Annotated in this window: 22 protein-coding genes; 9 read left to right on the top strand and 13 right to left on the bottom strand. The window is 71.3% G+C overall.

Features of this window, described 5'->3' with window-relative positions:
• Positions 1–3: 3 nt before the first annotated feature.
• From IEZ01_RS11080 to speB, 3 genes are all read right to left on the bottom strand, one after another.
• Positions 4–969: a serine hydrolase gene (locus IEZ01_RS11080; protein ID WP_019886551.1), complete on the bottom strand. Its 966-nt coding sequence runs from the start codon at positions 967–969 to the stop codon at positions 4–6.
• 183 nt (positions 970–1,152) lie between these two features.
• The gene (locus IEZ01_RS11075; protein ID WP_189201386.1) at positions 1,153–2,835 is read right to left on the bottom strand and encodes a thiamine pyrophosphate-binding protein; all 1,683 of its coding nucleotides are present in this window, start codon (positions 2,833–2,835) and stop codon (positions 1,153–1,155) included.
• Positions 2,836–3,094: 259 nt separating this feature from the next.
• Entirely contained in the window at positions 3,095–4,084 is a 990-nt protein-coding gene (gene speB / locus IEZ01_RS11070; RefSeq protein ID WP_019886553.1) for an agmatinase, read from the bottom strand.
• Between the two features lie 167 nt (positions 4,085–4,251).
• Between speB and IEZ01_RS11065 the strand changes: the two genes are divergently transcribed.
• From IEZ01_RS11065 to IEZ01_RS11050, 4 genes are all read left to right on the top strand, one after another.
• Entirely contained in the window at positions 4,252–5,790 is a 1,539-nt protein-coding gene (locus IEZ01_RS11065) for a PucR family transcriptional regulator (RefSeq protein WP_189201384.1), read from the top strand.
• Between the two features lie 95 nt (positions 5,791–5,885).
• Positions 5,886–7,043 carry an acyl-CoA dehydrogenase family protein gene (locus IEZ01_RS11060; protein ID WP_019886555.1) on the top strand — a complete coding sequence of 386 codons (1,158 nt, stop codon included), beginning with the start codon at positions 5,886–5,888 and terminating at the stop codon, positions 7,041–7,043.
• 5 nt (positions 7,044–7,048) lie between these two features.
• Positions 7,049–7,909: an acyl-CoA thioesterase gene (locus tag IEZ01_RS11055; RefSeq protein WP_019886556.1), complete on the top strand. Its 861-nt coding sequence runs from the start codon at positions 7,049–7,051 to the stop codon at positions 7,907–7,909.
• A gap of 35 nt (positions 7,910–7,944) precedes the next feature.
• The gene (locus IEZ01_RS11050) at positions 7,945–8,901 is read left to right on the top strand and encodes a cation diffusion facilitator family transporter (RefSeq protein ID WP_229832861.1); all 957 of its coding nucleotides are present in this window, start codon (positions 7,945–7,947) and stop codon (positions 8,899–8,901) included.
• Here IEZ01_RS11050 and IEZ01_RS11045 read toward each other — a convergent pair.
• Together IEZ01_RS11045 and IEZ01_RS11040 are read right to left on the bottom strand one after the other, a co-directional pair.
• Entirely contained in the window at positions 8,871–9,650 is a 780-nt protein-coding gene (locus IEZ01_RS11045) for a phosphatase (protein WP_028797555.1), read from the bottom strand. The genes IEZ01_RS11050 and IEZ01_RS11045 overlap by 31 nt on opposite strands.
• A gap of 203 nt (positions 9,651–9,853) precedes the next feature.
• Entirely contained in the window at positions 9,854–10,432 is a 579-nt protein-coding gene (locus IEZ01_RS11040; RefSeq protein WP_019886559.1) for an SACE_7040 family transcriptional regulator, read from the bottom strand.
• 86 nt (positions 10,433–10,518) lie between these two features.
• Between IEZ01_RS11040 and IEZ01_RS11035 the strand changes: the two genes are divergently transcribed.
• From IEZ01_RS11035 to IEZ01_RS11020, 4 genes are read left to right on the top strand one after another with little or no spacing between them, the layout of a single operon-like run.
• Entirely contained in the window at positions 10,519–12,135 is a 1,617-nt protein-coding gene (locus tag IEZ01_RS11035; RefSeq protein WP_019886560.1) for a carboxyl transferase domain-containing protein, read from the top strand.
• 8 nt (positions 12,136–12,143) lie between these two features.
• Positions 12,144–14,177 carry an ATP-binding protein gene (locus tag IEZ01_RS11030; protein WP_189201382.1) on the top strand — a complete coding sequence of 678 codons (2,034 nt, stop codon included), beginning with the start codon at positions 12,144–12,146 and terminating at the stop codon, positions 14,175–14,177.
• Positions 14,174–15,103, top strand: coding sequence for a hydroxymethylglutaryl-CoA lyase (locus tag IEZ01_RS11025; RefSeq protein WP_229832859.1), 930 nt, complete (start codon positions 14,174–14,176; stop codon positions 15,101–15,103). Before IEZ01_RS11030 ends, IEZ01_RS11025 begins: the two co-directional genes overlap by 4 nt.
• A 5-nt stretch (positions 15,104–15,108) precedes the next feature.
• Positions 15,109–16,269, top strand: a complete 1,161-nt coding sequence (locus tag IEZ01_RS11020; protein ID WP_189201380.1) for an acyl-CoA dehydrogenase family protein — start codon at positions 15,109–15,111, stop codon at positions 16,267–16,269.
• Positions 16,270–16,333: 64 nt separating this feature from the next.
• Here IEZ01_RS11020 and IEZ01_RS11015 read toward each other — a convergent pair whose 3' ends face one another.
• The 8 genes from IEZ01_RS11015 to IEZ01_RS10980 all read right to left on the bottom strand — a co-directional run bounded on the left by IEZ01_RS11015 (position 16,334) and on the right by IEZ01_RS10980 (position 21,846).
• On the bottom strand, positions 16,334–17,029 hold the full coding sequence (locus tag IEZ01_RS11015) for a M15 family metallopeptidase domain-containing protein (protein WP_019886566.1): 696 nt from the start codon (positions 17,027–17,029) through the stop codon (positions 16,334–16,336).
• Positions 17,026–17,517: a hypothetical protein gene (locus tag IEZ01_RS11010; RefSeq protein WP_189201378.1), complete on the bottom strand. Its 492-nt coding sequence runs from the start codon at positions 17,515–17,517 to the stop codon at positions 17,026–17,028. Before IEZ01_RS11010 ends, IEZ01_RS11015 begins: the two co-directional genes overlap by 4 nt.
• Before the next feature lie 31 nt (positions 17,518–17,548).
• Entirely contained in the window at positions 17,549–18,316 is a 768-nt protein-coding gene (locus IEZ01_RS11005) for a hypothetical protein (RefSeq protein WP_189201376.1), read from the bottom strand.
• Positions 18,216–19,478 (bottom strand): ABC transporter permease, encoded by a 1,263-nt coding sequence (locus IEZ01_RS11000; protein ID WP_229832856.1) that lies wholly within the window; start codon positions 19,476–19,478, stop codon positions 18,216–18,218. Before IEZ01_RS11000 ends, IEZ01_RS11005 begins: the two co-directional genes overlap by 101 nt.
• Entirely contained in the window at positions 19,475–20,146 is a 672-nt protein-coding gene (locus IEZ01_RS10995) for an ABC transporter ATP-binding protein (protein WP_019886574.1), read from the bottom strand. The genes IEZ01_RS11000 and IEZ01_RS10995 overlap by 4 nt, the downstream gene beginning before the upstream one ends.
• Before the next feature lie 23 nt (positions 20,147–20,169).
• Positions 20,170–20,397 carry a hypothetical protein gene (locus IEZ01_RS10990; RefSeq protein WP_229832854.1) on the bottom strand — a complete coding sequence of 76 codons (228 nt, stop codon included), beginning with the start codon at positions 20,395–20,397 and terminating at the stop codon, positions 20,170–20,172.
• Between the two features lie 115 nt (positions 20,398–20,512).
• Positions 20,513–21,004 (bottom strand): hypothetical protein, encoded by a 492-nt coding sequence (locus IEZ01_RS10985; protein WP_040875133.1) that lies wholly within the window; start codon positions 21,002–21,004, stop codon positions 20,513–20,515.
• A gap of 116 nt (positions 21,005–21,120) precedes the next feature.
• Positions 21,121–21,846, bottom strand: a complete 726-nt coding sequence (locus IEZ01_RS10980; protein ID WP_189201374.1) for a hypothetical protein — start codon at positions 21,844–21,846, stop codon at positions 21,121–21,123.
• A gap of 453 nt (positions 21,847–22,299) precedes the next feature.
• Here IEZ01_RS10980 and IEZ01_RS10975 point away from each other — a divergent pair, with 453 nt between their 5' ends.
• Entirely contained in the window at positions 22,300–23,340 is a 1,041-nt protein-coding gene (locus tag IEZ01_RS10975) for an ABC transporter substrate-binding protein (RefSeq protein WP_019886580.1), read from the top strand.
• Positions 23,341–23,343: the final 3 nt, after the last annotated feature.

Below are 23,343 nucleotides of genomic sequence, written 5' to 3'. Positions count from 1 at the left end.
GTCCTAGGACCGGGTGGCGGCCGTGACCAGCGCCTTGCCGGGCGCCTCGGGCACGGCGGGGACCGCTTCCTGCGGGGCGGCGGGCGGCTGGACGGTGTCGGAGAGGGCGACGCCCGGGTTCAGGTCGCGGTGGACGATCCTGGCGATCGACTGGATGGTGTTGACGCCGTCGTTCATGGTGGCGTTGTCCTGGCTGAGGACGGTGAGGGTGTAGCTGCGGCCGCCGCCGATGAAGGCGCCGATGCTGTGCACGCGCCAGGCGTGGGTGGCGCGGGGCAGCCAGCCGTTCTTGACCTGTACGCCGATGCCGGAGGGCGCGCCGGCGGGTACGCCCCAGCGCTGCGAGGGCACGACGGCCCGCATCAGGTACAGCACGTACTGGCGGTTCGCCTCGGTGAGCACGCCGTTGTTGGCGGTGATCAGCATGGAGAGCAGGCGGGCCTGGTCGCGGGCGGTGATCTGGGTGAGTCCCCAGTAGCCGCCGGAGCCGGGAACGGTCTGCGTCATCTTGGTGGCGGTGAGGAAGGCCTTGACCTTGGTGACGCCGAGCTGCCGCCAGAGCTTGGTGGTGGAGTCGTTGTCCGACTTCGTGATCATGGCGCTGGCGAGGTTCTTCTCGGTCGCCGTGAGCGTGCGGCGCTGCTTCTGCGCGTCGTACAGCAGGGCGCCGAGGACGGTCACCTTCACGACGCTGGCGGAGTCGTACTTCGACGCGGCGCGGTAGGCACAGCTGGTGCCGGTCTTCCGGTCGTACAGCGACACGGCGACCGAGGACGCCCGCCCGCGGAGGGCGACCCCGAGGTCCTTGCTGAGCTTGGCGGCCAGCCCGGGCGTGACGGATGTGCAGGTCACTACGGGGTCCGCGGCGGCCGCGGGGGTCGCGGTGACGGCGGTGGGCAGCAGGACCCCGGCGGCGACGGCGACACCGAGGGCGGCGCGGCCGCGCCGGGAGACGGAATGTTCGATCACACATCCATCGACTCCTCGCTCGACGAATGGTTGTACGAAACCGGCCATTCCGCTTGCCCTCCCCACCGCACCCTCCCTGGCGCGGCGACGATCAGGGAGTGTTCCACACGGAGACCGGGGCCCCTCCGCACGCCGAAGGCGCCCCGCGCATCCTCCGATGCCCGGGGCGCCTTCGGGAGCCGGTCAGAGGTGCGTCGGTTCGAACATCCGCAGGAGGGCCGGGAGGACGACCACCGACGGGCCGTCGCTCGACAGGGCCTGCTTGAGGTCCTCCGTCAGGGTCTCGGGGGTCGTACGGACCGCCGGGACGCCGAAGGAGGACGCGAGGGCGACGAAGTCCGGCCGGGTGAGGTCGGTCGCCGTCGCCTCGCCGAAGGCGTCCGTCATGTACTCGCGCAGGATGCCGTAGCCGCCGTCGTCGACGATCAGCCACGTCACCGGGAGTCCGTACTGCTTGGCCGTGGCCAGTTCCGCGATCGAGTACATCGCGCCGCCGTCGCCCGAGACCGCGAGCACCGGGCGGGTGGGGTCGGCCGAGGCCGCGCCGAGGGCGGCGGGGAAGGCGTAGCCGAGGCCGCCCGCGCCCTGGGCGGAGTGCATGGTGTTCGGGTGGCGGGCGTCGAAGGCGGACCACGCCCAGTAGGCGAGGATCGTCATGTCCCAGAAGCTGGGCGAGTCGTCCGGCAGGGCCGCCCGGACCGACGCCACGACGTCCTGCTCCAGGGCCAGGTCCTGGGCGGCGATCCGGGACCGTACGCGGGAGAGGACCTCGGCCACCCGCTCGGGCGCCGAGGCGTCCTCGCGCGGGGAGACCGTCTCCAGGAGGGCCTGGAGGCCGAGGCGGGCGTCGGCGTGGATGCCGAGCGCCGGATGGTTCGACTCCAGCTTGCCCGCGTCCGCCTCGATCTGGATCACCCGGCCGCGCGGCTTGAACGTGTGGTAGTTCGAGGAGAGTTCGCCGAGACCGGAGCCGACCACCAGCAGGACGTCCGCGTCCTCCAGGAAGTCGGTGGTGTGCCGGTCCTCCAGCCAGGACTGGAGCGACAGCGGGTGCTCCCAGGGGAACGCCCCTTTGCCGCCGAAGGTCGTCACGACCGGCGCCTGGATCCGCTCCGCCAGCGCCCGCAGCTTGCCGGACGCGTCGGAACGTACGACCCCGCCGCCCGCGATGATCAGCGGACGGGCCGCGCGGGAGAGCAGATCGGCCGCGACGGCGGTCAGCTCGGGGCGCGGCGCGATGTCCTCCGGGGTGGCGTCCATCGCCGTCACCACCGGCAGGGACGTCTCGGCGAGCAGCACGTCCTGCGGGATCTCCACCCACACCGGACCGTGCGGCGCGGTCAGCGCCGACTCCCAGGCCGCCGCGATCGCGGACGGGATCTGGGACTGCGTACGGACCGTGTGGACGGACTTCACGATGTCCCGGAACGACGCCTGCTGGTCGCGCAGTTCGTGCAGATAGCCGTGGCGGCCGCCGCCGAGGCCGGCCACCGGCACCTGGCTGCCGATCGCCAGGACCGGCGCCGAGGCGGCCGCCGCCTCCTGGAGCGCGGCGAGCGACATCAGCGCGCCGGGGCCGGTGGAGAGCAGCAGCGGCGCCGCCTCGCCGGTGATCCGGCCGTACGCGTCGGCGGCGAAGCCCGCGTTGTTCTCCATCCGCAGCCCGACGTACGTCAGCGACGAGCGGCGCAGCGCGTCGAACATGCCGAGCGCGTGCTGCCCGGGCAGACCGAAGACGGTCGTCGCGCCGAGGCCGGAGAGGGTCTCGACGACCACGTCCCCGCCGTTGCGCCCGGGCGGCGGATTGAGCGCGGCCGCGGTCTGCGCCTCCGTCGGGCGCAGGACGAGGTCGTGGTCGTGGGTCATGGCGTCCCCTCGGGATGGCTTGGTCGGTCGGGTGCGGTCGATTCTCGACGACCGTCGCGGCCGCGTGTGCCGCGGGAGCGCCGTCGGATCGGTTCTGCGACCTGCCCGGACGAGCCGGCCGCCGGCGTGGGGACGGCGTGGGCCTTCCGGGCGCGGGCCGGCCGTCGGCGTGGGCCTCCCGGGCGCGGCGGCGCTGTACGCCCGCCGCGCCACGCCGTCACCGGCCGGGCGTGCCGGTTCCGGTGGCGGCCGCGGTGGCCTACCTCGCGCTCTGCTCCGCGCCGGAGGCGCGGCCCGCCGCGATCTGCCGGGACATGATCGTGGTCAGCTCGTACGCGGTGTGCGAGGCGGCGACCGAGGTGATCTCGGCGTGGTCGTACGCGGGGGCGACCTCGACGACGTCGGCGGAGACCAGGTTGCAGGAGGCGAGCCCGCGCAGGATCTCAAGAAGCTCGCGGGAGGTCATGCCGCCGGCCTCGGGGGTGCCGGTGCCGGGCGCATGGGCCGGGTCGAGGCAGTCGATGTCGATGGAGATGTAGAGCGGGCGGTCGCCGATGCGCTGGCGCAGCTGGTCGGCGATCTCGTCGGCGCCGCGGCGGTAGACGTCGGCGGAGGTGACGATGCCGAAGCCCATCTTCTCGTCGTCGGTGAGGTCCTGCTTGCCGTAGAGCGGGCCGCGGGTGCCGACGTGGGAGAGCGCCTCGGTGTCGAGGATGCCCTCCTCGACGGCGCGGCGGAACGGCGTGCCGTGGGTGTACTCGGCGCCGAAGTAGGTGTCCCAGGTGTCGAGGTGCGCGTCGAAGTGGAGCAGCGCGACCGGGCCGTGCTTCTTGGCGACCGAGCGCAGCAGCGGCAGGGCGATGGTGTGGTCGCCACCGAGGGTCATCAGCCGGGCGCCGGTGCCGAGGAGGTCGTCGGCGGCGGCTTCGATGGTGTCCACGGCCTCGTTGATGTTGAACGGGTTCACGGCGATGTCGCCGCCGTCCGCGACCTGGGCGAGGGCGAACGGCGAGGCGTCCTGGGCCGGGTTGTAGGGGCGCAGCAGGCGGGACGCCTCGCGGATGGCGTTGCCGCCGAAGCGGGCGCCGGGCCGGTAGGAGACGCCCGAGTCGAAGGGCACGCCGACGACGGCGACATCGGCGGTGCCGACCTCGTCGAGGCGCGGCAGCCGCGCGAACGTCGCGGGTCCGGCGTACCGCGGGATGCGGGACGAGTCGATGGGGCCGCGCGGCGTCTCGTTGCTGCTCATGTGAATGCCTACTTTCCTGCGTTTCGCTGCTGTTTGAGTCTAATTGCCGACGGGAGCTGGTTCGGCGGTCGTCTCGAACGTCCGGCGGCACGACCCTAGGTGGCCGCCGGGCGGCGCTGAAGTGTACGTTTCATCCATAGTTCATGCGATGGATGGATGGAGTGTCCATGCCCGAGCGCACGCCGGTCCCTCCGACGCCGCCCATCCCGCTGGAAGCGCTGCTCGCCCAGGAGGATCTGGGGCTGCGGCTGATCACGGGCCCGGCCGACATCGACATCCACTGGGTGCACACCTCCGAGATGGCCGATCCGTATCCATATCTGCTCGGCGGTGAGCTGCTGATGTCGGCCGGGGTGCAGCTCACCGACGCCGACCGCTATGTCGAGCGGGTGGTGGCGGCGGGCGCGGCGGCGCTCGGCTTCGGGGTCGCGCCGGTGTACGACACCGTGCCCGAGGAGCTGGTCGCCGCCTGCGCGCGGCACGGTCTGACGCTGCTGGAGGTGCCGCCGAAGACGCCGTTCACGGCGGTGGCGCGGGCGGTGTGGCGGCTGATGGCCCAGGCCCGCCACTACGAGCTGCGCCGGGTGACCGAGGCGCAGCGCTCCCTGGCGACGGCGGCGGCCCGGCCGGATCCGGTCCCGGCGGTGCTGAAGGCGCTCGCCGCGCGGCTGGGCGGGCGAGCGGCGCTGTACGAGCCGGACGGCACGGAGTACGCCGCGGCCGGCCGCCCCGTGGAGCCGGAGGCCCGGGCGGCTCTGGCGCGGCTGCTGGAGGTGCTGCACCCCAAGGGCGCCGGAAGCTCGATGGAAACCGCCGACGACAACGGCCCGGCGGCCGGAGCGGCCGCGTCGGCCCGCCCGTCCTCCGCCACCGACACCGCGGGCGGCGCCCGTCTCGCGGCGTACGCGCTCGGGGGCGAGGGACGGCTGACGCTGGGCCTGGCCGCCGCGGGCCGCGAGCCCGGTGACCACACGATCGCCGGGGTCGCGGTCGTCCTGCTCTCCCTGCTCACGGCCCCGCACCAGGGGGCCGACGAGGCAGCCCGGTCGGCCGCACTGGTCCGGCTCCTGCTGGGCGCGGCCCCCGCCGAGGTGGCCCCGCTCCTGGGCGAGGAGCGGTGGATCGTGGTCCACGCGCGCGGTGAGGGCACTCCGCCGCCCCTGGGGACCCCGCTGAGGGATGTGCGCGACGACGGCGTACGGGCTCTGCTGCCGGCGGGCCGCGAGGTGGCCCCGCACCCCGGCTGGGTCATCGGCGTGAGCGCCCCGGCGACGGCGGACCGGCTCGCGGCGGCCGATCTCCAGGCGGCCCGCGCGGTCCGCCGCGCGGAGGCCACGCACGTCCCGCTGGCCCGCCACCGCGAGGCGGGGATCGCGGGCCTGGTCGGTCCGGACGAGGGCGCCGCCTACGCCCGTACGCTCCTGGAGCCGCTGACGGAGCCGCTCACCGAGACCCTGCGCACCTGGCTCTCGCTGCACGGCAGCTGGGACCGGACGGCCACCGCCCTGGGCGTGCACCGCAACACGGTCCGGCAGCGGATCGCCCGGTGCGCGGCGGTGCTGGGGCGGGACCTGGACGACGCGGACGTACGGATGGAGCTGTGGTTCGCGCTGCGGTGGCTGCCGGCCGATGCCGCGCGGGCCGACCGAGCCCCCGCAGACCGGTCGGCCCCGCACCGGCCGAGTGACTCCGGCCATGCCGATTGACTCTGGACAGGCCGATTGACTCGTGGGTAACTTGTTCTGTCAACTGAGCAAGCGCTTAGACAGCTGTGAGACAGGACACCCGAAGGAGGCGGCTCGTGCGCCGTACCGTATTCAACGAGGACCACGAGGCGTTCCGGGAGACCATCCGCGCCTTCATCGAGGCCGAGGTCGTCCCGGTCTACGACGAGTGGTTCGCGGCCGGCCAGGCGCCGCGCGACTTCTACAACAAGCTCGGCGAGCTGGGTGTCTTCGGCATCAACGTCCCCGAGGAGTTCGGCGGCGCCGGCCTGGACACCCACAAGTTCGAGGCCGTCCTCTACGAGGAGACCTCCCGCGCGGGCGTCAACTTCGGCGGCTCCGGCGTGCACGTCCTGCTCGCCCTGCCGTACATCAAGATGCTCGCCACCGACGAGCAGAAGAAGCGCTACCTGCCGAACTTCGTCAGCGGCGAGGAGATGTGGGCGCTGGCGATGACCGAGCCGGGCACCGGCTCCGACGTCGCGGGCATGAAGACCACCGCCAAGCTCTCCGACGACGGCACCCACTACGTCCTCAACGGCGCCAAGACCTTCATCACCGGTGGCGTCCACGCCGACCGCGTGATCGTCTGCGCCCGCACCTCCGCCCCGAGCGAGCAGGACCGCCGCTTCGGCATCTCGCTGTTCGCCGTGGACACCAAGTCCGAGGGCTACTCCATCGGCCGCAAGCTCGACAAGCTCGGCCTGCGCACCTCCGACACCGCGGAGCTGGCCTTCGTCGACGTCAAGGTCCCGGTCGAGGACCTGCTGGGCGAGGAGGGCAAGGGCTTCTACTACCTGGGCCACAACCTGGCCTCCGAGCGCTGGGGCATCGCCTTCGGCGCCTACGCGCAGGCCAAGGCCGCCGTCCGGTTCGCCCAGCAGTACGTCACCGAGCGCACGGTCTTCGGCAAGCCGGTCGCGCACTTCCAGAACACCAAGTTCGAGCTGGCCGCCTGCCAGGCCGAGGTCGACGCCGCCGAGGCCGTCGCGGACCGCGCCCTGGAGGCCCTGGACGCGGGCGAGCTGACCCCGGCCGAGGCCGCCAGCGCCAAGCTCTTCTGCACCGAGGTCGCCCACCGCGTCATCGACCGCTGCCTCCAGCTGCACGGCGGCTACGGCTACATGAACGAGTACCCGATCGCGCGCCTGTACGCCGACAACCGCGTCAACCGCATCTACGGCGGCACCAGCGAGATCATGAAGACGATCATCGCCAAGTCGATGGGCCTGTAGGCCCTGTGACCGAGGCGCTCGACTCCCTGCTCGATCTGCTCGACCTCGAGCGGATCGAGCGGGACATCTTCCGGGGGCGGTCCCGCTCGTCCGTCGTTCCCCGCGTCTTCGGCGGCCAGGTGGCCGCCCAGGCACTGGTGGCGGCCGGGCGGACCGTGCCCTCGGACCGGCTCGCCCACTCCCTGCACGCGTACTTCCTGCGTGCGGGGGACCCGGGCGCGCCGATCGTGTACACGGTCGACCGGATCCGCGACGGCCGCTCCTTCACCACCCGCCGGGTGGTCGCCGTCCAGCACGGCCAGCCGATCTTCCACCTCTCCGCGTCCTTCCAGGCGTACGAGGAGGGGCTGGAGCACCAGGCGGCGATGCCCGGGGCGCCGGACCCGGAGTCGCTGCCGACGGCCGCCGAGATGCTGCCGCGCCACCTGCCGGCCGAGGTCGCCGAGCGGCTGGTCGAGGCACGGGCGGCGGTGGACCTGCGGTACGCCGAGGTGCCGCCGTGGGGCAGCGTCGGGGAGCCGCGCGAGCCACGCTCCCAGGTGTGGTTCCGCACCAACGGCAAGCTGGCCGACGATCCCTTGCTCCACGTCTGCCTGGCCACCTATGTCTCCGACATGACGCTGCTGGACTCGGTGCTGCTGGCCCACGGCCGGGGCGGCTGGGCCGTCGGGGACGTGGTCGGCGCGTCGCTGGACCACGCCATGTGGTTCCACCGGCCGTTCCGCGCGGACGAATGGCTGCTGTACGACCAGGAATCCCCCTCCACCTCCGGTGGACGGGGGCTCGGCCAGGCCCGTATCTACACCCAGGACGGGCAGCTGGCCATCTCCGTCATCCAGGAAGGGGTCGTGCGCGTCCCGCACTGATGCGCACCACTCCGATCGGACATACCGTCCGATACATGGCGGAGAGCGGAGAAAGCACCTTCACGGTGATCGTGGCGGCGGTGGCGAACCTCGGGATCGCCACCGCCAAAGCCGTCGCGGGCGTCGTCAGCGGATCGAGCGCGATGCTCTCGGAGGCGGCGCACTCGGTCGCCGACACCATCACCGAGGTGCTGCTGCTCACCTCCCTCAAGCGCGGCGCGAAGCCGGCCGACACGCGGCATCCGCTGGGTTACGGCGGTGAGCGCTACCTGTGGGCGCTGCTGGCGTCGGTCGCCACCTTCGTCGGCGGCGCGGTCTTCTCCGTCTACGAAGGAGTCCACACCCTCGTGCGGGGCGAGGAGCCCGGCGACCCGCTCGTGGCGTATCTCGTGCTCGCCGTCGCCTTCGTCCTTGAGGGCTATTCGCTGCGGACCGGCATCCGTCAGATCCGCGCCGACGCCGCGCGGTTCGACGCCCCGGTCGGCCACTATCTGCGACTGACCCCGGACACGGCGGTCAAGGCCGTCGTCATGGAGGACTCGGCGGCCCTGGCGGGCCTGATGCTGGCCGCCGGCGGCCTCGCCGGTGCCCAGATCACCGGCTCGGGCGTCTGGGACGGCGTCGCGTCGATCCTGATCGGTGTGCTGCTGGTGTACGTGGCGTGGGTGCTGGGCCGGTCGAACGCGCAGCTCCTGATCGGCCGCCCGGTACCGGAGCCGATGCGGGCGGCGATGGTCGAGGAGATCCTGTCCGTGCCGCACATCACGGACGTCCTGGAGCTGACGACGCTGATCCAGGGCCCGGACGAGGTCCTCGTCGCGGCGAAGGTCGACTTCCGGGACGTGGCCTCGGCCGAGCAGGTGGAGTGGGCGTGCGAGGAGGCGGACGAACAGCTGCGCGAACGTTTCCCGGCAGTGCGGAGGGTCTATCTGGATCCGACGCCGGGGCTGGGCGGCCGGGGTCAGAGCAGCCCGGCCGCGTCCAGCAGGTAGTCGGTCATCGGCTCGTAGTAGCGCGGATCCACGACATGGTCGTCCAGCGGAATCGTCACCTGGAGGGTTCCTTCGGCCTCGCCGATGAAGAGCGCCGGGTCGTTGCAGTCCGCGTACCCGACGGCGTCGATGCCGCGCTGTCCGGCGCGCCCGGCCCAGCCGTGGTCGGCGACGACCAGGTCGGGCAGCGGGCTGCCCTCGGCCTCCATGGCGTCCAGGATGGCGTTCATCGGCTCGGGCGAATGGGTGTGCCAGAGGCTGGCTCCCCGCTCGAACAGCGCGACGTCGGCGAACTGGACGACGTACCCCTCGTCGGCGACGAGCCCGCCGGGGATCCGTACGATCTCGCAGCCGGCGGCCCGCAGCGCGGCGGCGGTGCGGCTGTGCACGTCGATCAGCGAGCCGGGGTGCCCGGTAGCGAAGAGCACCCGCTGGCGCCCCGCGGCGGCCTTGCGGAGCCGGGCGGCCACCCGGTCCAGGGCGTCGACGGTGAGCTCGGGGTCGATGGTGTCCTGCCCCGCCCGGTGCGCGGGGTCGTCGTTCACCCCGCACCGCTCGGCCATGACCGCGAGCACGTCCTGCTCGTCGGTCCAGCGGTCACCGAGCTCCAGACCCAGCCAGTAGTGGCGGTCGCCGTTGGCGAGCTTGCGGTAGTGGGAGAGGTTGTTGTCCCGGGGGGTGGCGACGTCGCCGGCGATACGCGTACGGACGAGGTGCTCGACGAGGGCGGCGCGGCTGGGTATCGGCATGGCCCCCATTCTGCCGGGGGCCATGCGGTTGTGGGCAATCGTTTCGGGGGGCGGACGGAAGGCACTTATGCCCGGCGAGTGAGCCGAAGGGCGCCGCGGGCGCCGAAAGGGAGAACGCGCGGAGGTCCCGAGGGACGAGGGACCGAGCACGATCGACCGTCGGCGCACGCTGAAAGGCGCCCGGAGGTGAACCGAGCCCCGGATCAGGCGAGCGCGCCGAACGCGCCGTGTGCGAGCCGCTGGAGCACCCCTTCAGTGACCGTGCGGCCCGCTCCGGGGCCCAGGTGGGGTGTGGAGTTCAGCAGGCCGAAGACGGCGTGTACCGCCGCTCGCGCCTCCGCCTCGGTGGGTACGGGGTACAGCTCGCGCACGACCACCACCCACAGCTCCACGTACTGCCGCTGGAGCTGCCGCACCCGCTTGCGGTCGGCGTCGCGGAGCCGGTCCAGCTCGCGGTCGTGGAGGGTGATCAGCGGCCGGTCGTCGAGGGCGAAGTCGATGTGCCCGTCGATCAGGGAGGCGAGGACGGCCCGGGGGTCCCCGGCGGCCTCCTCGGCGCGGCGCCGGCCGCCGTCGAGGAGGCGTTCGCTGATGCCGACGAGCAGCTCGGCGAGCATCGCGTCCTTGCCGGGGAAGTGGCGGTACAGGCCGGGGCCGCTGATACCGACCGCCGCCCCTATCTCGTCGACGCCGACGCCGTGGAAGCCGCGCTCGGCGAAGAGGCGCGCGGCCTCCTTGAGGATCTGTTCGCGGCGGGTGGGGGCGTCGGTGCGGGTGCTCATGGAAGAGATTCTAGACAACGCGGTTAGCGGTCGTTAACCTGAACGAAATGACGTTAACGCTCATTAACAAGAACGGAGCTCAGGCCATGCGGCAGGCACCTGTCCTTGCGAGCGCGGCGGACCCCGCCTCCGAGGCCTGGCAGGCCAACGAGGCGGCGCACCAGGACCTCACCGAGACGCTGCGCGGCAAGCTCGCCGCCGCCCGCCTCGGCGGTGGCGAGAAGGCCCGCGCCCGGCACACCGCCCGCGGCAAGCTGCTGCCTCGCGACCGCGTGGACACGCTCCTCGACCCGGGCTCCCCCTTCCTGGAGCTGGCGCCGCTCGCCGCGGAGGGGATGTACGACGGCCAGGCCCCGGCCGCCGGGGTGATCGCCGGCATCGGGCGGGTCAGCGGCCGCGAGGTGGTGGTCGTCGCCAACGACGCCACCGTCAAGGGCGGCACGTACTACCCAATGACGGTCAAGAAGCACCTGCGGGCCCAGGAGGTGGCGCTGGAGAACCGCCTCCCCTGCGTCTATCTCGTGGACTCCGGCGGCGCGTTCCTGCCGATGCAGGACGAGGTCTTCCCCGACCGGGAGCACTTCGGCCGGATCTTCTACAACCAGGCGAGGATGTCCGGGGCGGGCATCCCGCAGATCGCGGCGGTCCTCGGCTCCTGCACGGCCGGCGGCGCGTACGTCCCGGCGATGAGCGACGAGGCCGTGATCGTGCGCAATCAGGGCACGATCTTCCTCGGCGGCCCGCCGCTGGTGAAGGCGGCCACCGGCGAGGTCGTCACCGCCGAGGAGCTGGGCGGCGGCGAGGTCCACTCCCGTACGTCCGGGGTCACCGACCATCTCGCCGAGGACGACGCCCACGCCCTGCGGATCGTGCGGAACATCGTGGCGACGCTTCCCGCGCGCGGGGAGCTGCCCTGGTCGGTGGAGCCGGTCGAGGAGCCGAAGGTCGACCCCGCGGGGCTGTACGGCGCGGTGCCGGTGGACTCCCGTACTCCGTACGACGTCCGGGAGGTCATCGCCCGGATCACGGACGGCTCCCGCTTCCAGGAGTTCAAGGCGGAGTACGGCCAGACTCTGGTCACGGGCTTCGCCCGGATCCACGGCCACCCGGTCGGGATCGTCGCCAACAACGGCATCCTGTTCTCCGAGTCCGCCCAGAAGGGCGCGCACTTCATCGAGCTGTGCGACCAGCGGGGCATCCCGCTGCTCTTCCTGCAGAACATCTCCGGCTTCATGGTCGGCCGGGACTACGAGGCGGGCGGCATCGCCAAGCACGGCGCCAAGATGGTGACCGCCGTGGCGTGCACGCGCGTGCCCAAGCTGACGGTGGTGGTGGGCGGTTCGTACGGCGCCGGCAACTACTCGATGTGCGGCCGGGCCTACTCCCCCCGCTTCCTGTGGATGTGGCCCAACGCCAAGATCTCCGTGATGGGCGGCGAGCAGGCCGCCTCGGTCCTCGCGACGGTCAAGCGCGATCAGCTGGAGGCGCGCGGCGAGAGCTGGCCCGCGGAGGAGGAAGAGTCCTTCAAGGACCCGATCCGCGCGCAGTACGAGCAGCAGGGCAACGCCTATTACGCGACCGCCCGGCTGTGGGACGACGGGGTCATCGACCCTCTGGAGACCCGGCAGGTGCTGGGTCTGGCCCTGACCGCCTGTGCCAACGCGCCCCTGGGTGACCCCCAGTTCGGCGTCTTCCGGATGTGAGGGAGTCCATGTTCGACACCGTTCTGGTGGCCAACCGAGGCGAGATCGCGGTCCGGGTCATCCGCACCCTGCGCGCGCTGGGCGTGCGTTCGGTGGCCGTCTTCAGCGACGCGGACGCCGACGCCCGGCACGTGCGGGAGGCGGACACGGCCGTACGGATCGGCCCGGCGCCCGCCGCCGAGAGCTACCTCTCGGTGGAGCGGCTGCTGGAGGCGGCGGCCCGGACCGGCGCGCAGGCGGTCCACCCCGGATACGGCTTCCTGGCAGAGAACGCCGGCTTCGCGCAGGCCTGTGCGGAGGCGGGGCTCGCGTTCATCGGGCCGCCCGCTTCGGCGATCTCGCTGATGGGCGACAAGATCCGGGCCAAGGAGACGGTCAAGGCGGCCGGAGTGCCGGTCGTGCCCGGCTCTTCGGGCTCCGGCCTGACCGACGACCAGCTGGCCGAGGCGGCGCGCGAGATCGGGATGCCGGTGCTGCTGAAGCCCTCGGCGGGCGGCGGCGGCAAGGGCATGCGGCTCACCCGCGTGGAGTCGGCCCTCATGGAGGAGATCGCGGCGGCGCGGCGCGAGGCGCGGGCGTCGTTCGGCGACGACACGCTGCTCGTGGAGCGGTGGATCGACCGGCCCCGCCACATCGAGATCCAGGTCCTCGCGGACGGCCATGGAAACGTGGTCCACCTCGGCGAGCGCGAGTGCTCGCTGCAGCGCCGCCACCAGAAGATCATCGAGGAGGCGCCCTCGGTCCTGCTGACGCCCGGGATCCGGGCGGCGATGGGCGAGGCCGCGGTGAACGCGGCACGCTCGTGCGGCTATGTGGGCGCGGGCACGGTCGAGTTCATCGTCCCGGGTGGCGACCCGTCCTCGTACTACTTCATGGAGATGAACACCCGCCTCCAGGTCGAGCACCCGGTCACGGAGCTGATCACGGGCCTGGACCTGGTGGAGTGGCAGCTGCGGGTCGCCTCCGGCGAGGCGCTGCCCTTCGGCCAGGACGGCATCACGCTGACGGGCCACGCGGTCGAGGCGCGGATCTGCGCGGAGGACCCCTCGCGGGGCTTCCTGCCCTCGGGCGGTACGGTCCTGGCACTGTCGGAGCCTTCCTCCGGCTCCGTCCGGACCGACTCCGGCCTGCTGGCCGGGGTGCCGGTCGGAAGCACGTACGACCCGATGCTGTCGAAGGTCATCGCCTACGGCCCCGACCGTGCGGCGGCCCTCCGGGTGCTGCGCGGGGCGCTGGCGGAGACGGTGATCCTGGGCGTCCAGACGAACGCGGGCTTCCTGCGGCGCCTGCTGTCGCACCCTCAGGTCGTGTCCGGCGACCTCGACACCGGTCTCGTCGAGCGGGAGCTCGACTCCCTCCTGCCCGCCGGGGTCCCTGCGGAGGTGTACGCGGCGGCGGCGCTGCTGAAGACCCCTCCGGCGGCGGAGGCCCCCGGCTACTGGACCGATCCCTTCGGGGCCGCCGACGGCTGGCGCCTGGGCGGCACCCCCGCCTGGACGGTCCACCACTTCCGGGTCCCGGGCCAGGACCCGGTGGGGCTGCGCACCCGCGCGCGCGGCGCGTCGTACGAGCTCCTGCTCGCCCCGGCCGCCCCGTCGGAGTCCGAGGGCGCGGCCCCCGAGCCGCGCGCGGAGGTCCGGCTCGTCGAGCTCACCGCGGACACCCTCACGGTCGAACTGGAAGGGGTGACCCACCGCTTCACCCATACCGCCTCCCCGGAGGGGGTATGGCTCGGCCGGGACGCCGACACCTGGCACGTCCTGGACCACGACCCCGTCGAGGCCTCGCTCTCCGGGGCCGCGCACGCCGGGGCCGACACGCTGGCCGCGCCCATGCCCGGCACCGTCACCGTCGTGAAGGTGGCCGTCGGGGACGAGGTCGACGCCGGGCAGAGCCTGCTGGTGGTGGAGGCGATGAAGATGGAGCACGTCATCTCCGCCCCGCACGCCGGCACGGTCACCGAGCTGGACGTGACGCCCGGTTCCACCGTCGCCATGGACCAGATCCTGGCCGTGGTGACGCCGAGGGAGGAGCAGCAGTGACCCTGCCCATGACCGTCCCCGCCGAGGGACTGCCCGCCCGCGTCCGGATCCACGAGGTCGGGGCCCGCGACGGGCTGCAGAACGAGAAGGCCGTCGTCCCGACGGAGGTCAAGGCCGAGTTCATCCGGCGCCTGGCCGGGGCGGGGCTCTCCACGATCGAGGCGACGAGCTTCGTGCACCCGAAGTGGGTGCCTCAGCTCGCCGACGCCGAGCAGCTGTTCCCGCTGGTCCGCGAGACCGGTGTGCGGCTGCCGGTGCTCGTGCCCAACGAGCGCGGCCTGGACCGGGCGCTGGCCCTCGGCGCCCGTGAGGTCGCCGTGTTCGCGAGCGCCACGGAGTCCTTCGCCAAGGCCAATCTCAACCGGACGGTCGACGAGGCGCTGGCCATGTTCGAGCCGGTCGTCACCCGCGCCATAGAGCAGGGCGTGGGCGTCCGGGGCTATCTGTCGATGTGTTTCGGCGACCCCTGGGAGGGCCCGGTCCCCGTCGAGCAGGTGGTCCGGGTGACCAAGGCGCTCGCCGACATGGGCTGCGACGAGCTGAGCCTCGGCGACACGATCGGGGTCGCCACTCCCGGCCATGTCGGGCGGCTGCTCACCGCGTTGAACGAGGCCGGGGTGCCCACCTCCCGGCTCGCCGTGCACTTCCACGACACGTACGGCCAGGCCCTGTCCAACACGCTCGCCGCGCTCCAGCACGGCGTGACGACGGTGGACGCCTCCGCGGGCGGCCTCGGAGGCTGCCCGTACGCGAAGAGCGCGACGGGGAACCTCGCCACCGAGGACCTCGTGTGGATGCTCCAGGGCCTCGGCATCAAAACCGGCGTCGACCTCGGCCTGCTGACCGCCACAAGCGTGTGGCTGGCCGAACAGCTGGGCCGCCCCAGCCCGTCCCGTACCGTCCGCGCCCTCTCCCACAAGGACTGAACACGATGGATCACCGTCTCGCCCCTGAGCACGAGGAACTGCGCCGCACCGTCGAGGAGTTCGCCCACGACGTGGTCGCGCCGAAGATCGGCGACTACTACGAACGCCATGAGTTCCCGTACGAGATCGTCCGGGAGATGGGCCGTATGGGCCTGTTCGGGCTGCCGTTCCCGGAGGAGTACGGCGGCATGGGCGGCGACTACCTCGCCCTGGGGATCGCCCTGGAGGAGCTGGCCCGGGTCGACTCCTCCGTCGCCATCACGCTGGAGGCGGGTGTCTCGCTCGGCGCGATGCCGGTCTACCGCTTCGGTACCGAGGAGCAGAAGCGCGAGTGGCTGCCCCGGATGTGCTCGGGCGAGATCCTGGGCGCCTTCGGGCTGACCGAGCCGGAGGGCGGCTCGGACGCGGGCGGCACGAAGACGACGGCGGTCCGCGACGAGGCGACCGGCGAGTGGGTCATCAACGGCTCGAAGTGCTTCATCACCAACTCCGGTACGGACATCACGGGTCTGGTCACGGTCACGGCCGTGACCGGCCGCAAGCCGGACGGCCGCCCGCTGATCTCCTCGATCATCGTGCCGTCCGGGACCCCCGGGTTCACGGTCGCGGCGCCCTACTCCAAGGTGGGGTGGAACGCCTCCGACACGCGTGAGCTGGCCTTCGACGACGTGCGGGTGCCGCTGGCGAACCTGCTCGGCGAGGAGGGCCGCGGGTACGCCCAGTTCCTGCGGATCCTCGACGAGGGGCGGATCGCGATCTCGGCGCTGGCGACCGGGCTCGCGCAAGGCTGTGTGGACGAGTCGGTGAAGTACGCGAAGGAGCGCCACGCCTTCGGCCGGCCGATCGGCGACAACCAGGCCATCCAGTTCAAGATCGCCGACATGGAGATGCGCGCGCACATGGCCCGGGTGGGCTGGCGGGACGCGGCGTCCCGGCTGGTGCTGGGTGAGCCGTTCAAGAAGGAGGCGGCGCTGGCGAAGCTGTACTCCTCGACGGTGGCCGTCGACAACGCCCGCGAGGCCACCCAGATCCACGGCGGCTACGGCTTCATGAACGAGTATCCCGTGGCCCGCATGTGGCGGGACTCCAAGATCCTGGAGATCGGCGAGGGGACCAGCGAGGTCCAGCGGATGCTGATCGCCAGGGAGTTGGGCTTCACGGCCTGAGCCTGGGTCCGGGGCGCGGGTCGGGGGGCGTATCCCCCGACCCGCGCCCCGGCGTCTCAGCGCGTCAGGACGTCGCCCGCTGCCGGTCGGCCAGGCGCTTGGCCGCCGAGCGGCGTCCGCGGTCGAACACATCGGTGGGGACCCCTGCCCCCTGGTCGGGCTGCTCCTCCCAGCCACCGATCTTCCGGGCCACGCCGTGCAGCGCCGCGGAGCCGGGCGCGACGTCGATCTGGAAGTGCCCCTCCTTCGGGCTCCGCCTGTCGTCGCCTCCCCAGCGCACGACACCCTCGCACTCTGTGAGGATGTCGCGTACCACCGCGAGCTCGTGAGGGAACAGACAGCCGCCCGCTCCGGTCGGATACGCCCCCGGCTTGATTGCTATAGCGGTCCCGGAGAGGTGGTTCGACTCATAGGCCGCGGTGACTGCCGTGCGACGTGTGTGGCCCGTGATCTCGCCGGCCTTCAGCGCGGCCACTTCGTAATGGAAGCGCCGCGCCACGTACAGCAGCACGGTGGCCGCGGCACCCGGCGCGAGAGCCACGTCCACGGGGCTGCCCTCGACGCCGTACGTCGTGGCGGCCTCCAGGACCGGCCAGCCGTTCGCCGACCTGTTCTTCCGCCATTGCCTGTCCTTCGGCGCGGCGGACGCCGGTGCGGCTACGGCAGCGCCGCCGGCCCACAGCGCGACACCACCCGCCACTCCCAGACCGGTCGTCAGCACCGAACGACGGTTGGGGTGCGAGGTGAGGGTTTCTTTCATGATTGATCCTTCGGTGGATGAGGTGGTCTTGCCTTGGCTCCGGCACGGACCGCGGTGCCCGCGCACACGACGGCGCCGACCAGGGAGGCGATCAGCAGGGGGTTGGCCCAGCCCGGAACGAGTTCTACGCGCGTTCCGTCCGGCCAGGTGCAGAGGTGGGACAGCGGGAAGGACTCCGAGGTGACGACAACGTCCGCCTGCTCGATGTCCCTGTGGGCCTGTGGGTCGGCCCGCCCTGTTCGCTCCTCCGCGCAGGCCCGTGCGGGGCGGGTGTCGAATCCGCTGAGACCGCCCAGGGTGTAGGTGAGGACGGCCACGGCGAGGCACAGCCAGGCTCCTTCGGCCCATGCGCCGCCGGCACTCCGCGCCATGGCAGGCCGACGAGTCACCGCCAGGTGAACGACCTTGACGGCGAGGAACACGACGGCGGGAAGGCTCAGTAGAGCGGACAGAATGAGGATGGGCTTCTCCTTACGGGCTCCGCGCACACCGCGCGGCGGCCATCTTGGGCGTACGGGCCTACTCCTGGCCGGCCTTCTCCTGGAGCAGCTCGGCGAATCCCTTGCAGAACTCGGTCAGCCGGTTGTAGGGCAGCATCGAGGGAAGGAGCTTTGAGCCGCCGTCGATCTGCATTTCGATCAGGTACAGCCGTCCGCCCACGATGATCCCGTCGCCCGCGTCGGTCAGCATCTCGCGGATGATCTCGATGGCGCTCGCCTGGCTGCCCTTGAACCGGTCGTTGTAGTAGTTCCGGAACCGGCGCAGGTGACCGCCCTTGGTGAGCTCACCCGTCGTGTAGTAGTCCCGGACGGCCTGCTGGACGCTCAGTCCGCCCTTCACCGCCATGGCGATGTTGAACCCGTCGGCGTCTTCGATGAGGTCCGCGAGACCGAACGTCGAGACGACGTTGATCTTTCCGAGGCGGTTCTTGACGAAGGTGTACCCGGAGGCGTTGGCATCGGAGTCCCGGCGCCACTCCGCGTAGAAGGTGATGATGTCGCCGCCCCAGCCCGCGACGTCGCCGCGGTTGACGTCCGTCCCGCCGGGGTTGCCCTTGACGAGGTGACCGTTGGCCGCCGCGAACAGGTGCGCCGTGCCCGGCTGGAGGCCGGTGGACGGGTCGACGAAGTGGTTCATCCGGGTGACGTTCCGGCCGGCGACGTAATTGACGAAGCTCGGGCTCGCCTCACCGATCAGTTGCTTCCACTGCTCGTTGTTGTATTCCCTCGCGCGGAAGTACTCCATGACCAGCTCGTCCTGGTCCTTGCCGCCGTGCAGGTAGGCCATGCTCTGAATCTGGGCGACGAAGGAAAGGAACGCATCGATGGGCGAGCCCGGTGCGTTGACGGAGGCGGAGGCCTCGTCGCTGTCCGCCGAGGGTGCCGAGCGCGCCCGACTCGGCCAGGAACTGCGCGGTGATGTGCCTGCCGTGGGCTCCGAGCGCCCGGCGCAGCCCGATCTCGCCGGTGCGCTCGAGCACGGCCACCAGCGTCGTGTTGGCGATGCCGACAGTGCCGATGAACAGGCAGATGGCGGCGAGGAGCAGGAAGAGCTGATCGAGATCACCGGTGACCTCGGTCCGCAGCTCCTTGGGGTCGAGCGGCGGTACGGCCTTGAAGTACTGCGGGTGCGCCGGGTCGAGGGCCACTGCCGCCTCGGAGGCAACCTGGGCCGCGGCGCCCGCCTGGGTCTCGATCAGCATCTTGGCACCGCCGTCCGGGGCTCCCCACACCTGCTGCGCGGTTGTGCGGGGAACGACGACGGAGAGCAGCAGGTCGGCCTTGCGCCGGACGTCTCCGACGATCCCGATCACTGTGAACGCCTCGTCGCCGATGAAGACGGCGGGGCGTGCCTCCAGCGTGGTGATGCCGAGCCGGGCGGCCACCCCGGCACCGATGACGGCGACGCGCTGGTGGGCCGTGTCGTGCCAGGCGTCGAAGATCCGTCCCTCGGTGAGCGTCGGCACCGCGGCGCGCAGGACACCGGACGAGGCCGCCACCACCTGGATCTGACGACCGTCGCCAGAGGCACCGACGGGCGCGGACCGTACGGTCGTGTCTTCGTCCAGCCGGACGGACCAGAACACGCCCGCGTGGCGTACGCCGTTGAGGCGACCCACCCGTGCGTCGGCATCGGCGGGGAAGGACAGCTCCAGGAACTCGTCATGCTCGCGGGCGATGTCCTCGACAGTGACCTCGGTCGCGCTGAGCGCGTTGAAGCGGTCGTCGATCTGGGACGAGGCCGTCGCCGTCAGCCCGAGGATCGCTACGAACGTGCCCACGCCGAGTACGGTGCCGAGCGAGGTGAGCGCAGAGCGGGCCGGCCGCTGGAGGGTACCCGCGAGGGCTTCGGAGAGCAGGTCCCGCCAGCGCAGCTGGGAGAGGACCACGGGTCGGTCGTCGTCCAGATCCGGCCGGCGCCGGCCCGGGGCGCGGCGGAGCGGCTTCATACCGGCTCCAGTTCGGACATGACGCCGTCGTGGATGGCCACTGTCCGGCTACCGCGCGCGGCGACGGCCGGGTCGTGGGTGATGACCATGAGGGTCATTCCACCCCTGTGGAGTTCCGCCAGGAGATCCAGGATCGACGCGGCAGTGGCCGAGTCCAGGCTCCCGGTGGGTTCGTCGCAGAGCAGCAGCGAGGGGTCGCCGACGAGTGCCCGGGCGACGGCCACCCGCTGCCGCTCACCGCCCGAGAGCGTGCTCGGCAGCGCGTCGAGCCGGTGGCCGAGCCCGACGCGCACCAGCGTCTCGCGAGCCAGCTCCCTGCGTTCGTCGTGGCCGACGCCCCGGTAGAGCAGGCCGAGAGCGACGTTCTCCCATGCCGCGCGGTGGGGCAGCAGGTGGAACGACTGGAAGACGAAGCCGATCCGCCGACCGCGCAGCGAGGTCCGCTCCCGGTCCTTCAGCGCACCGGTGTCGATGCCGTCGAGGAGGCAGACCCCTTCGGTCGGGGCGTCGAGCAGTCCGACGATGTTTAGGAAGGTCGACTTTCCCGCTCCGGACGGGCCCACGACAGTCACGAACTCGCCCTGATCCACGGTCAGGTCGCAGGCGGCGAGTGCCCTCACCGGGGGCGGGCCGGGATAGGTGAGACCCGCTCCGCGCAGTTCCACCACGGGAGGTCTCCCGCGTTCGGGTGTCACGGGGCGCTCTCCCCCGTGCCGGATTGCCCGGCGAGCGAGGCGTCGGTCCGTACGCCGGTGATCACCCGGGTGCCCTCGGTCACCTGACCGGCGGTGCGGGGGCGGATCTCCACATAGCCGTCGCCGGTGGCACCGGTGGTGACCTCGATACGGGTCTGGGCGCCGCCCGCTCCGAGGACCATGACCGACGTCCTGCCGTCCGCTCCGGCGAACACGGCTGACACGGGTACGGACACGGTCTCCACACCGGTGGACGCGGCCTCGCCCGCTCGGCACGGCATGCGTGTGCCGAGATGCCGTGCCGGCGGGGCGGGGCGACCGTCGTTCAGCGGTGGAGCTTTACTGCCACTTGAAAGAGGCGTTCTCGTTGTACGTGTTCGCCAAGTTGCGCGAGCGCGGCAGTGGAACAGCCGGGGCCACCGCGTCGAAGGCGCCCTGCCACCAGCTGCTGTAGTAGACGTAACCGCCGTACGAGGTGTGCCGGTTGACGACCGAGGCCGCGTTGTTCTTGAGGCCCTGGCCGGCGCCGTTGCCCGTGCCGGGGCAGAACTTCAGCGGGTACTCAAGGTCCGGGTCCGCGGTGCCGGGTACGTGGTACATGTCCGTCGCGGCGAGGTTGGCGTGGTTGTAGCCGAGGTTCCGGCGAGCACCCTGCTGGTTCGAGTTGAAGTAGAAGGTGAACTTGAATTCGGTGCCCGAACATGCGGAGGGAGACCCGTAGTTGGAGTCCTCCTGCCAGTTGTAGGCGTTGGCCGTCATCGTCGACGACAGCAGTGCGCCAGCACACACGGAGGCGATCAGGGCACCCCGCAAAACCGTACGCTTCTTCATGGGATTCCCCCCTGTAATTCGGCAGCAAGAAATGGTCAACCGGCGCCAGGGGCTGCCGAATTACCCCCTGGCCACATCGGAAAAAACTCCACACGCCCGAACGGGCGGCGGTATCGTCAGCCGCTCTTGCCCAGCACCCGAGCAGCGTTCTTGACGGCCTGCGCGAGGTCGGACTTGACCGTCCGCAGACGTTCGGCGTTGCGCTCGACAGCGCCCTTCTGGAGTTCGGCCTCGGCCGCGTACCAGGCCTTGATCACGGAATTCTGCTCGCGGCAGCCGATGTCGGCCTTCGCCGTCGCCAGCTCCAGGGGACCGGCCTTCCTGCTCGCGAACCGGCGGTCGTTGACCGCGTCCATCGGCTCGGCGTACTGGTAGCCCTGGGACTTCATGCAGGCCGACCAGCCACTGAAGGCCTTCCTTACGGCGGCGCTCTCCTTGGACTTGATATAAGCCTGGTTGGCCAGGTCCTGCGGCAAGGTGGACTCCGCCTCGCCAGTTCCGACGATCTTGCGGTGCGCCTCGCCGAGGCAGCCTCCGGGAGGCGCCGCCTTCGCTCCGGCCTGACCGGTCAGCACGGCTTCCTGCTCGGGCGGGAGCACGCTGCTCTGCATCGCCCTGCGCTCCTGCTCCGCGACCGCGGCCAGATCGACCGCGGGCTTGTACCCGTACCGTGCGGCCACCGTGGCGTCATGGATGCCGTATCGGAGGTCGGTCAGGGACTTCGGTCCGTACTGAGGCAGTTTCTGCGCGGGCTTGTACGCGAATCCATGGCGCTTCATGCAGGAGGCGACGAGGGATTCCCGGGCGTCCCGTATCAATTCCTGCTGACCCTGGTCCGGCATGTACGCCTGGAGCGGAAGGGTCCAATTGGTCGGCCCGTTACCGGCGGCCGCAGAACTGCCATCCGATGACGGCGCGTCAGTACCCCCACCGGTACAGGAAATCACACCGACGGAGATGGCCACCACGAAGACCGCGGACCTGCAGAGTGAAACTCTCGAAAGAGAGGCGTGCAACGAACCCATTCCCCCATGAACTGCAACTCATCGGTCTGCGATGCAACGGGCGGCAGGGGGCCCCTCCGGCGGCGACCGCCCCCCGCGGCCCCAACGCGGGCAATTGGATCACTTCACCCGGGACCTTTTGATCACAGGTCGGTATCGACTGGGCGGAACGCCCCCCCCAAGCGGCTGTTCCGCTAAGTCCGCCAGCACGTGAGGGAGAGGATCTGAGGTTAGGCTAACCTCACCAATGATCCGTACACCTGGCTGGAACTCACGAAAGCAGACCGTCCCATGTCGCACTCCCCCGCTTCCTCTCTCACCCGCCGCGGCATCCTCGCCGCCGCCGGCGCCCTCGGGCTCGGCGCGGCGCTGACCGCCTGTGGCGGCACAGGCGGCAAGAAGGGCTCGGGCGCGGCGGGTGAGAAGTCCGGCCCCTGGAAGTTCAAGGACGACCGCGGCAAGACCGTCGAGACCACGTCGGTCCCGAAGAACATCGTCGCCTTCACCGGTACCGCCGCCGCGCTCCACGACTACGGCATCGAGGTCAAGGGCGTCTTCGGCCCCACGATCGCCAAGGACCCGAAGACCGGCGCCGAGAAGCCCGATATCCAGGCTGGTGACCTCGACGTCAAGAAGGTCAAGATCCTGGGCAACGTCCACGGCCAGTTCAACATCGAGGAGTACGTGAAGCTCGAGCCCGAGCTTCTGATCTCCGCGATCTGGGAGCCCAACAAGCTCTGGTACGTGCCGGACGCCTCCGCCGACAAGATCCTCAAGCTCGCGCCGAGCGTCGGCATCGAGGTCTCCCAGGCCACCATCCCCAAGGCCCTTGAGCGCCACGCCGAGCTCGCCGCGTCCCTGGGCGCGGACCTGAAGGCCAAGAAGGTGACGGACGCCAAGGCGCGCTTCGAGAAGGCCGCCGCGCGCCTGCGGGCCGCCGCGAAGTCGAAGCCGGAGATCAAGGTCATGATCGGCTCGGCCAGCCCGCAGCTCTTCTACGTCTCCCTCGACAAGATGTCCGCGGACACCAAGTACTTCGCCGAGCTCGGTGTGAAGTTCGTCCAGCCGAAGGTGAACGCGCAGGGCTACTTCGAGGAGCTGAGCTGGGAGAACCTCGACAAGTACCCGGCGGACATCATCATGATGGACAACCGCAGCGTCGCCGTCCAGCCCAAGGATCTGGGCTCCAAGCCCACCTGGGCCCAGCTGCCCGCCGTCAAGGCCGGCCAGGTCGTCCCGCGCGTGACCGAGCCCATCTACTCGTACGACAAGTGCGCCGTGGTCCTCGAGGACCTCGCCAAGGCGATCGAGACCGCCAAGAAGGTGGCCTGACCC

It is taken from the genome of Streptomyces purpureus, from assembly GCF_014648195.1.
Lineage (GTDB): Bacteria > Actinomycetota > Actinomycetes > Streptomycetales > Streptomycetaceae > Streptomyces > Streptomyces purpureus.
Note: the sequence above shows the minus strand (reverse complement) of the source record. Positions and strands in the feature narration are given on the sequence as shown.

Bases quoted from the DNA above. Each gene is read 5' to 3' on its own strand.
- IEZ01_RS11075 (WP_189201386.1), bottom strand. From the start codon at position 2,835: ATGACCCACGACCACGACCTCGTCCTGCGCCCGACGGAGGCGCAGACC.
- speB (WP_019886553.1), bottom strand. From the start codon at position 4,084: ATGAGCAGCAACGAGACGCCGCGCGGCCCCATCGACTCGTCCCGCATC.
- IEZ01_RS11065 (WP_189201384.1), top strand. From the start codon at position 4,252: ATGCCCGAGCGCACGCCGGTCCCTCCGACGCCGCCCATCCCGCTGGAA.
- IEZ01_RS11050 (WP_229832861.1), top strand. From the start codon at position 7,945: ATGGCGGAGAGCGGAGAAAGCACCTTCACGGTGATCGTGGCGGCGGTG.
- IEZ01_RS11045 (WP_028797555.1), bottom strand. From the start codon at position 9,650: ATGCCGATACCCAGCCGCGCCGCCCTCGTCGAGCACCTCGTCCGTACG.
- IEZ01_RS11040 (WP_019886559.1), bottom strand. From the start codon at position 10,432: ATGAGCACCCGCACCGACGCCCCCACCCGCCGCGAACAGATCCTCAAG.
- IEZ01_RS11035 (WP_019886560.1), top strand. From the start codon at position 10,519: ATGCGGCAGGCACCTGTCCTTGCGAGCGCGGCGGACCCCGCCTCCGAG.
- IEZ01_RS11030 (WP_189201382.1), top strand. From the start codon at position 12,144: ATGTTCGACACCGTTCTGGTGGCCAACCGAGGCGAGATCGCGGTCCGG.
- IEZ01_RS11020 (WP_189201380.1), top strand. From the start codon at position 15,109: ATGGATCACCGTCTCGCCCCTGAGCACGAGGAACTGCGCCGCACCGTC.
- IEZ01_RS11015 (WP_019886566.1), bottom strand. From the start codon at position 17,029: ATGAAAGAAACCCTCACCTCGCACCCCAACCGTCGTTCGGTGCTGACG.
- IEZ01_RS11005 (WP_189201376.1), bottom strand. From the start codon at position 18,316: ATGGCCTACCTGCACGGCGGCAAGGACCAGGACGAGCTGGTCATGGAG.
- IEZ01_RS11000 (WP_229832856.1), bottom strand. From the start codon at position 19,478: ATGAAGCCGCTCCGCCGCGCCCCGGGCCGGCGCCGGCCGGATCTGGAC.
- IEZ01_RS10985 (WP_040875133.1), bottom strand. From the start codon at position 21,004: ATGAAGAAGCGTACGGTTTTGCGGGGTGCCCTGATCGCCTCCGTGTGT.
- IEZ01_RS10980 (WP_189201374.1), bottom strand. From the start codon at position 21,846: ATGCCGGACCAGGGTCAGCAGGAATTGATACGGGACGCCCGGGAATCC.
- IEZ01_RS10975 (WP_019886580.1), top strand. From the start codon at position 22,300: ATGTCGCACTCCCCCGCTTCCTCTCTCACCCGCCGCGGCATCCTCGCC.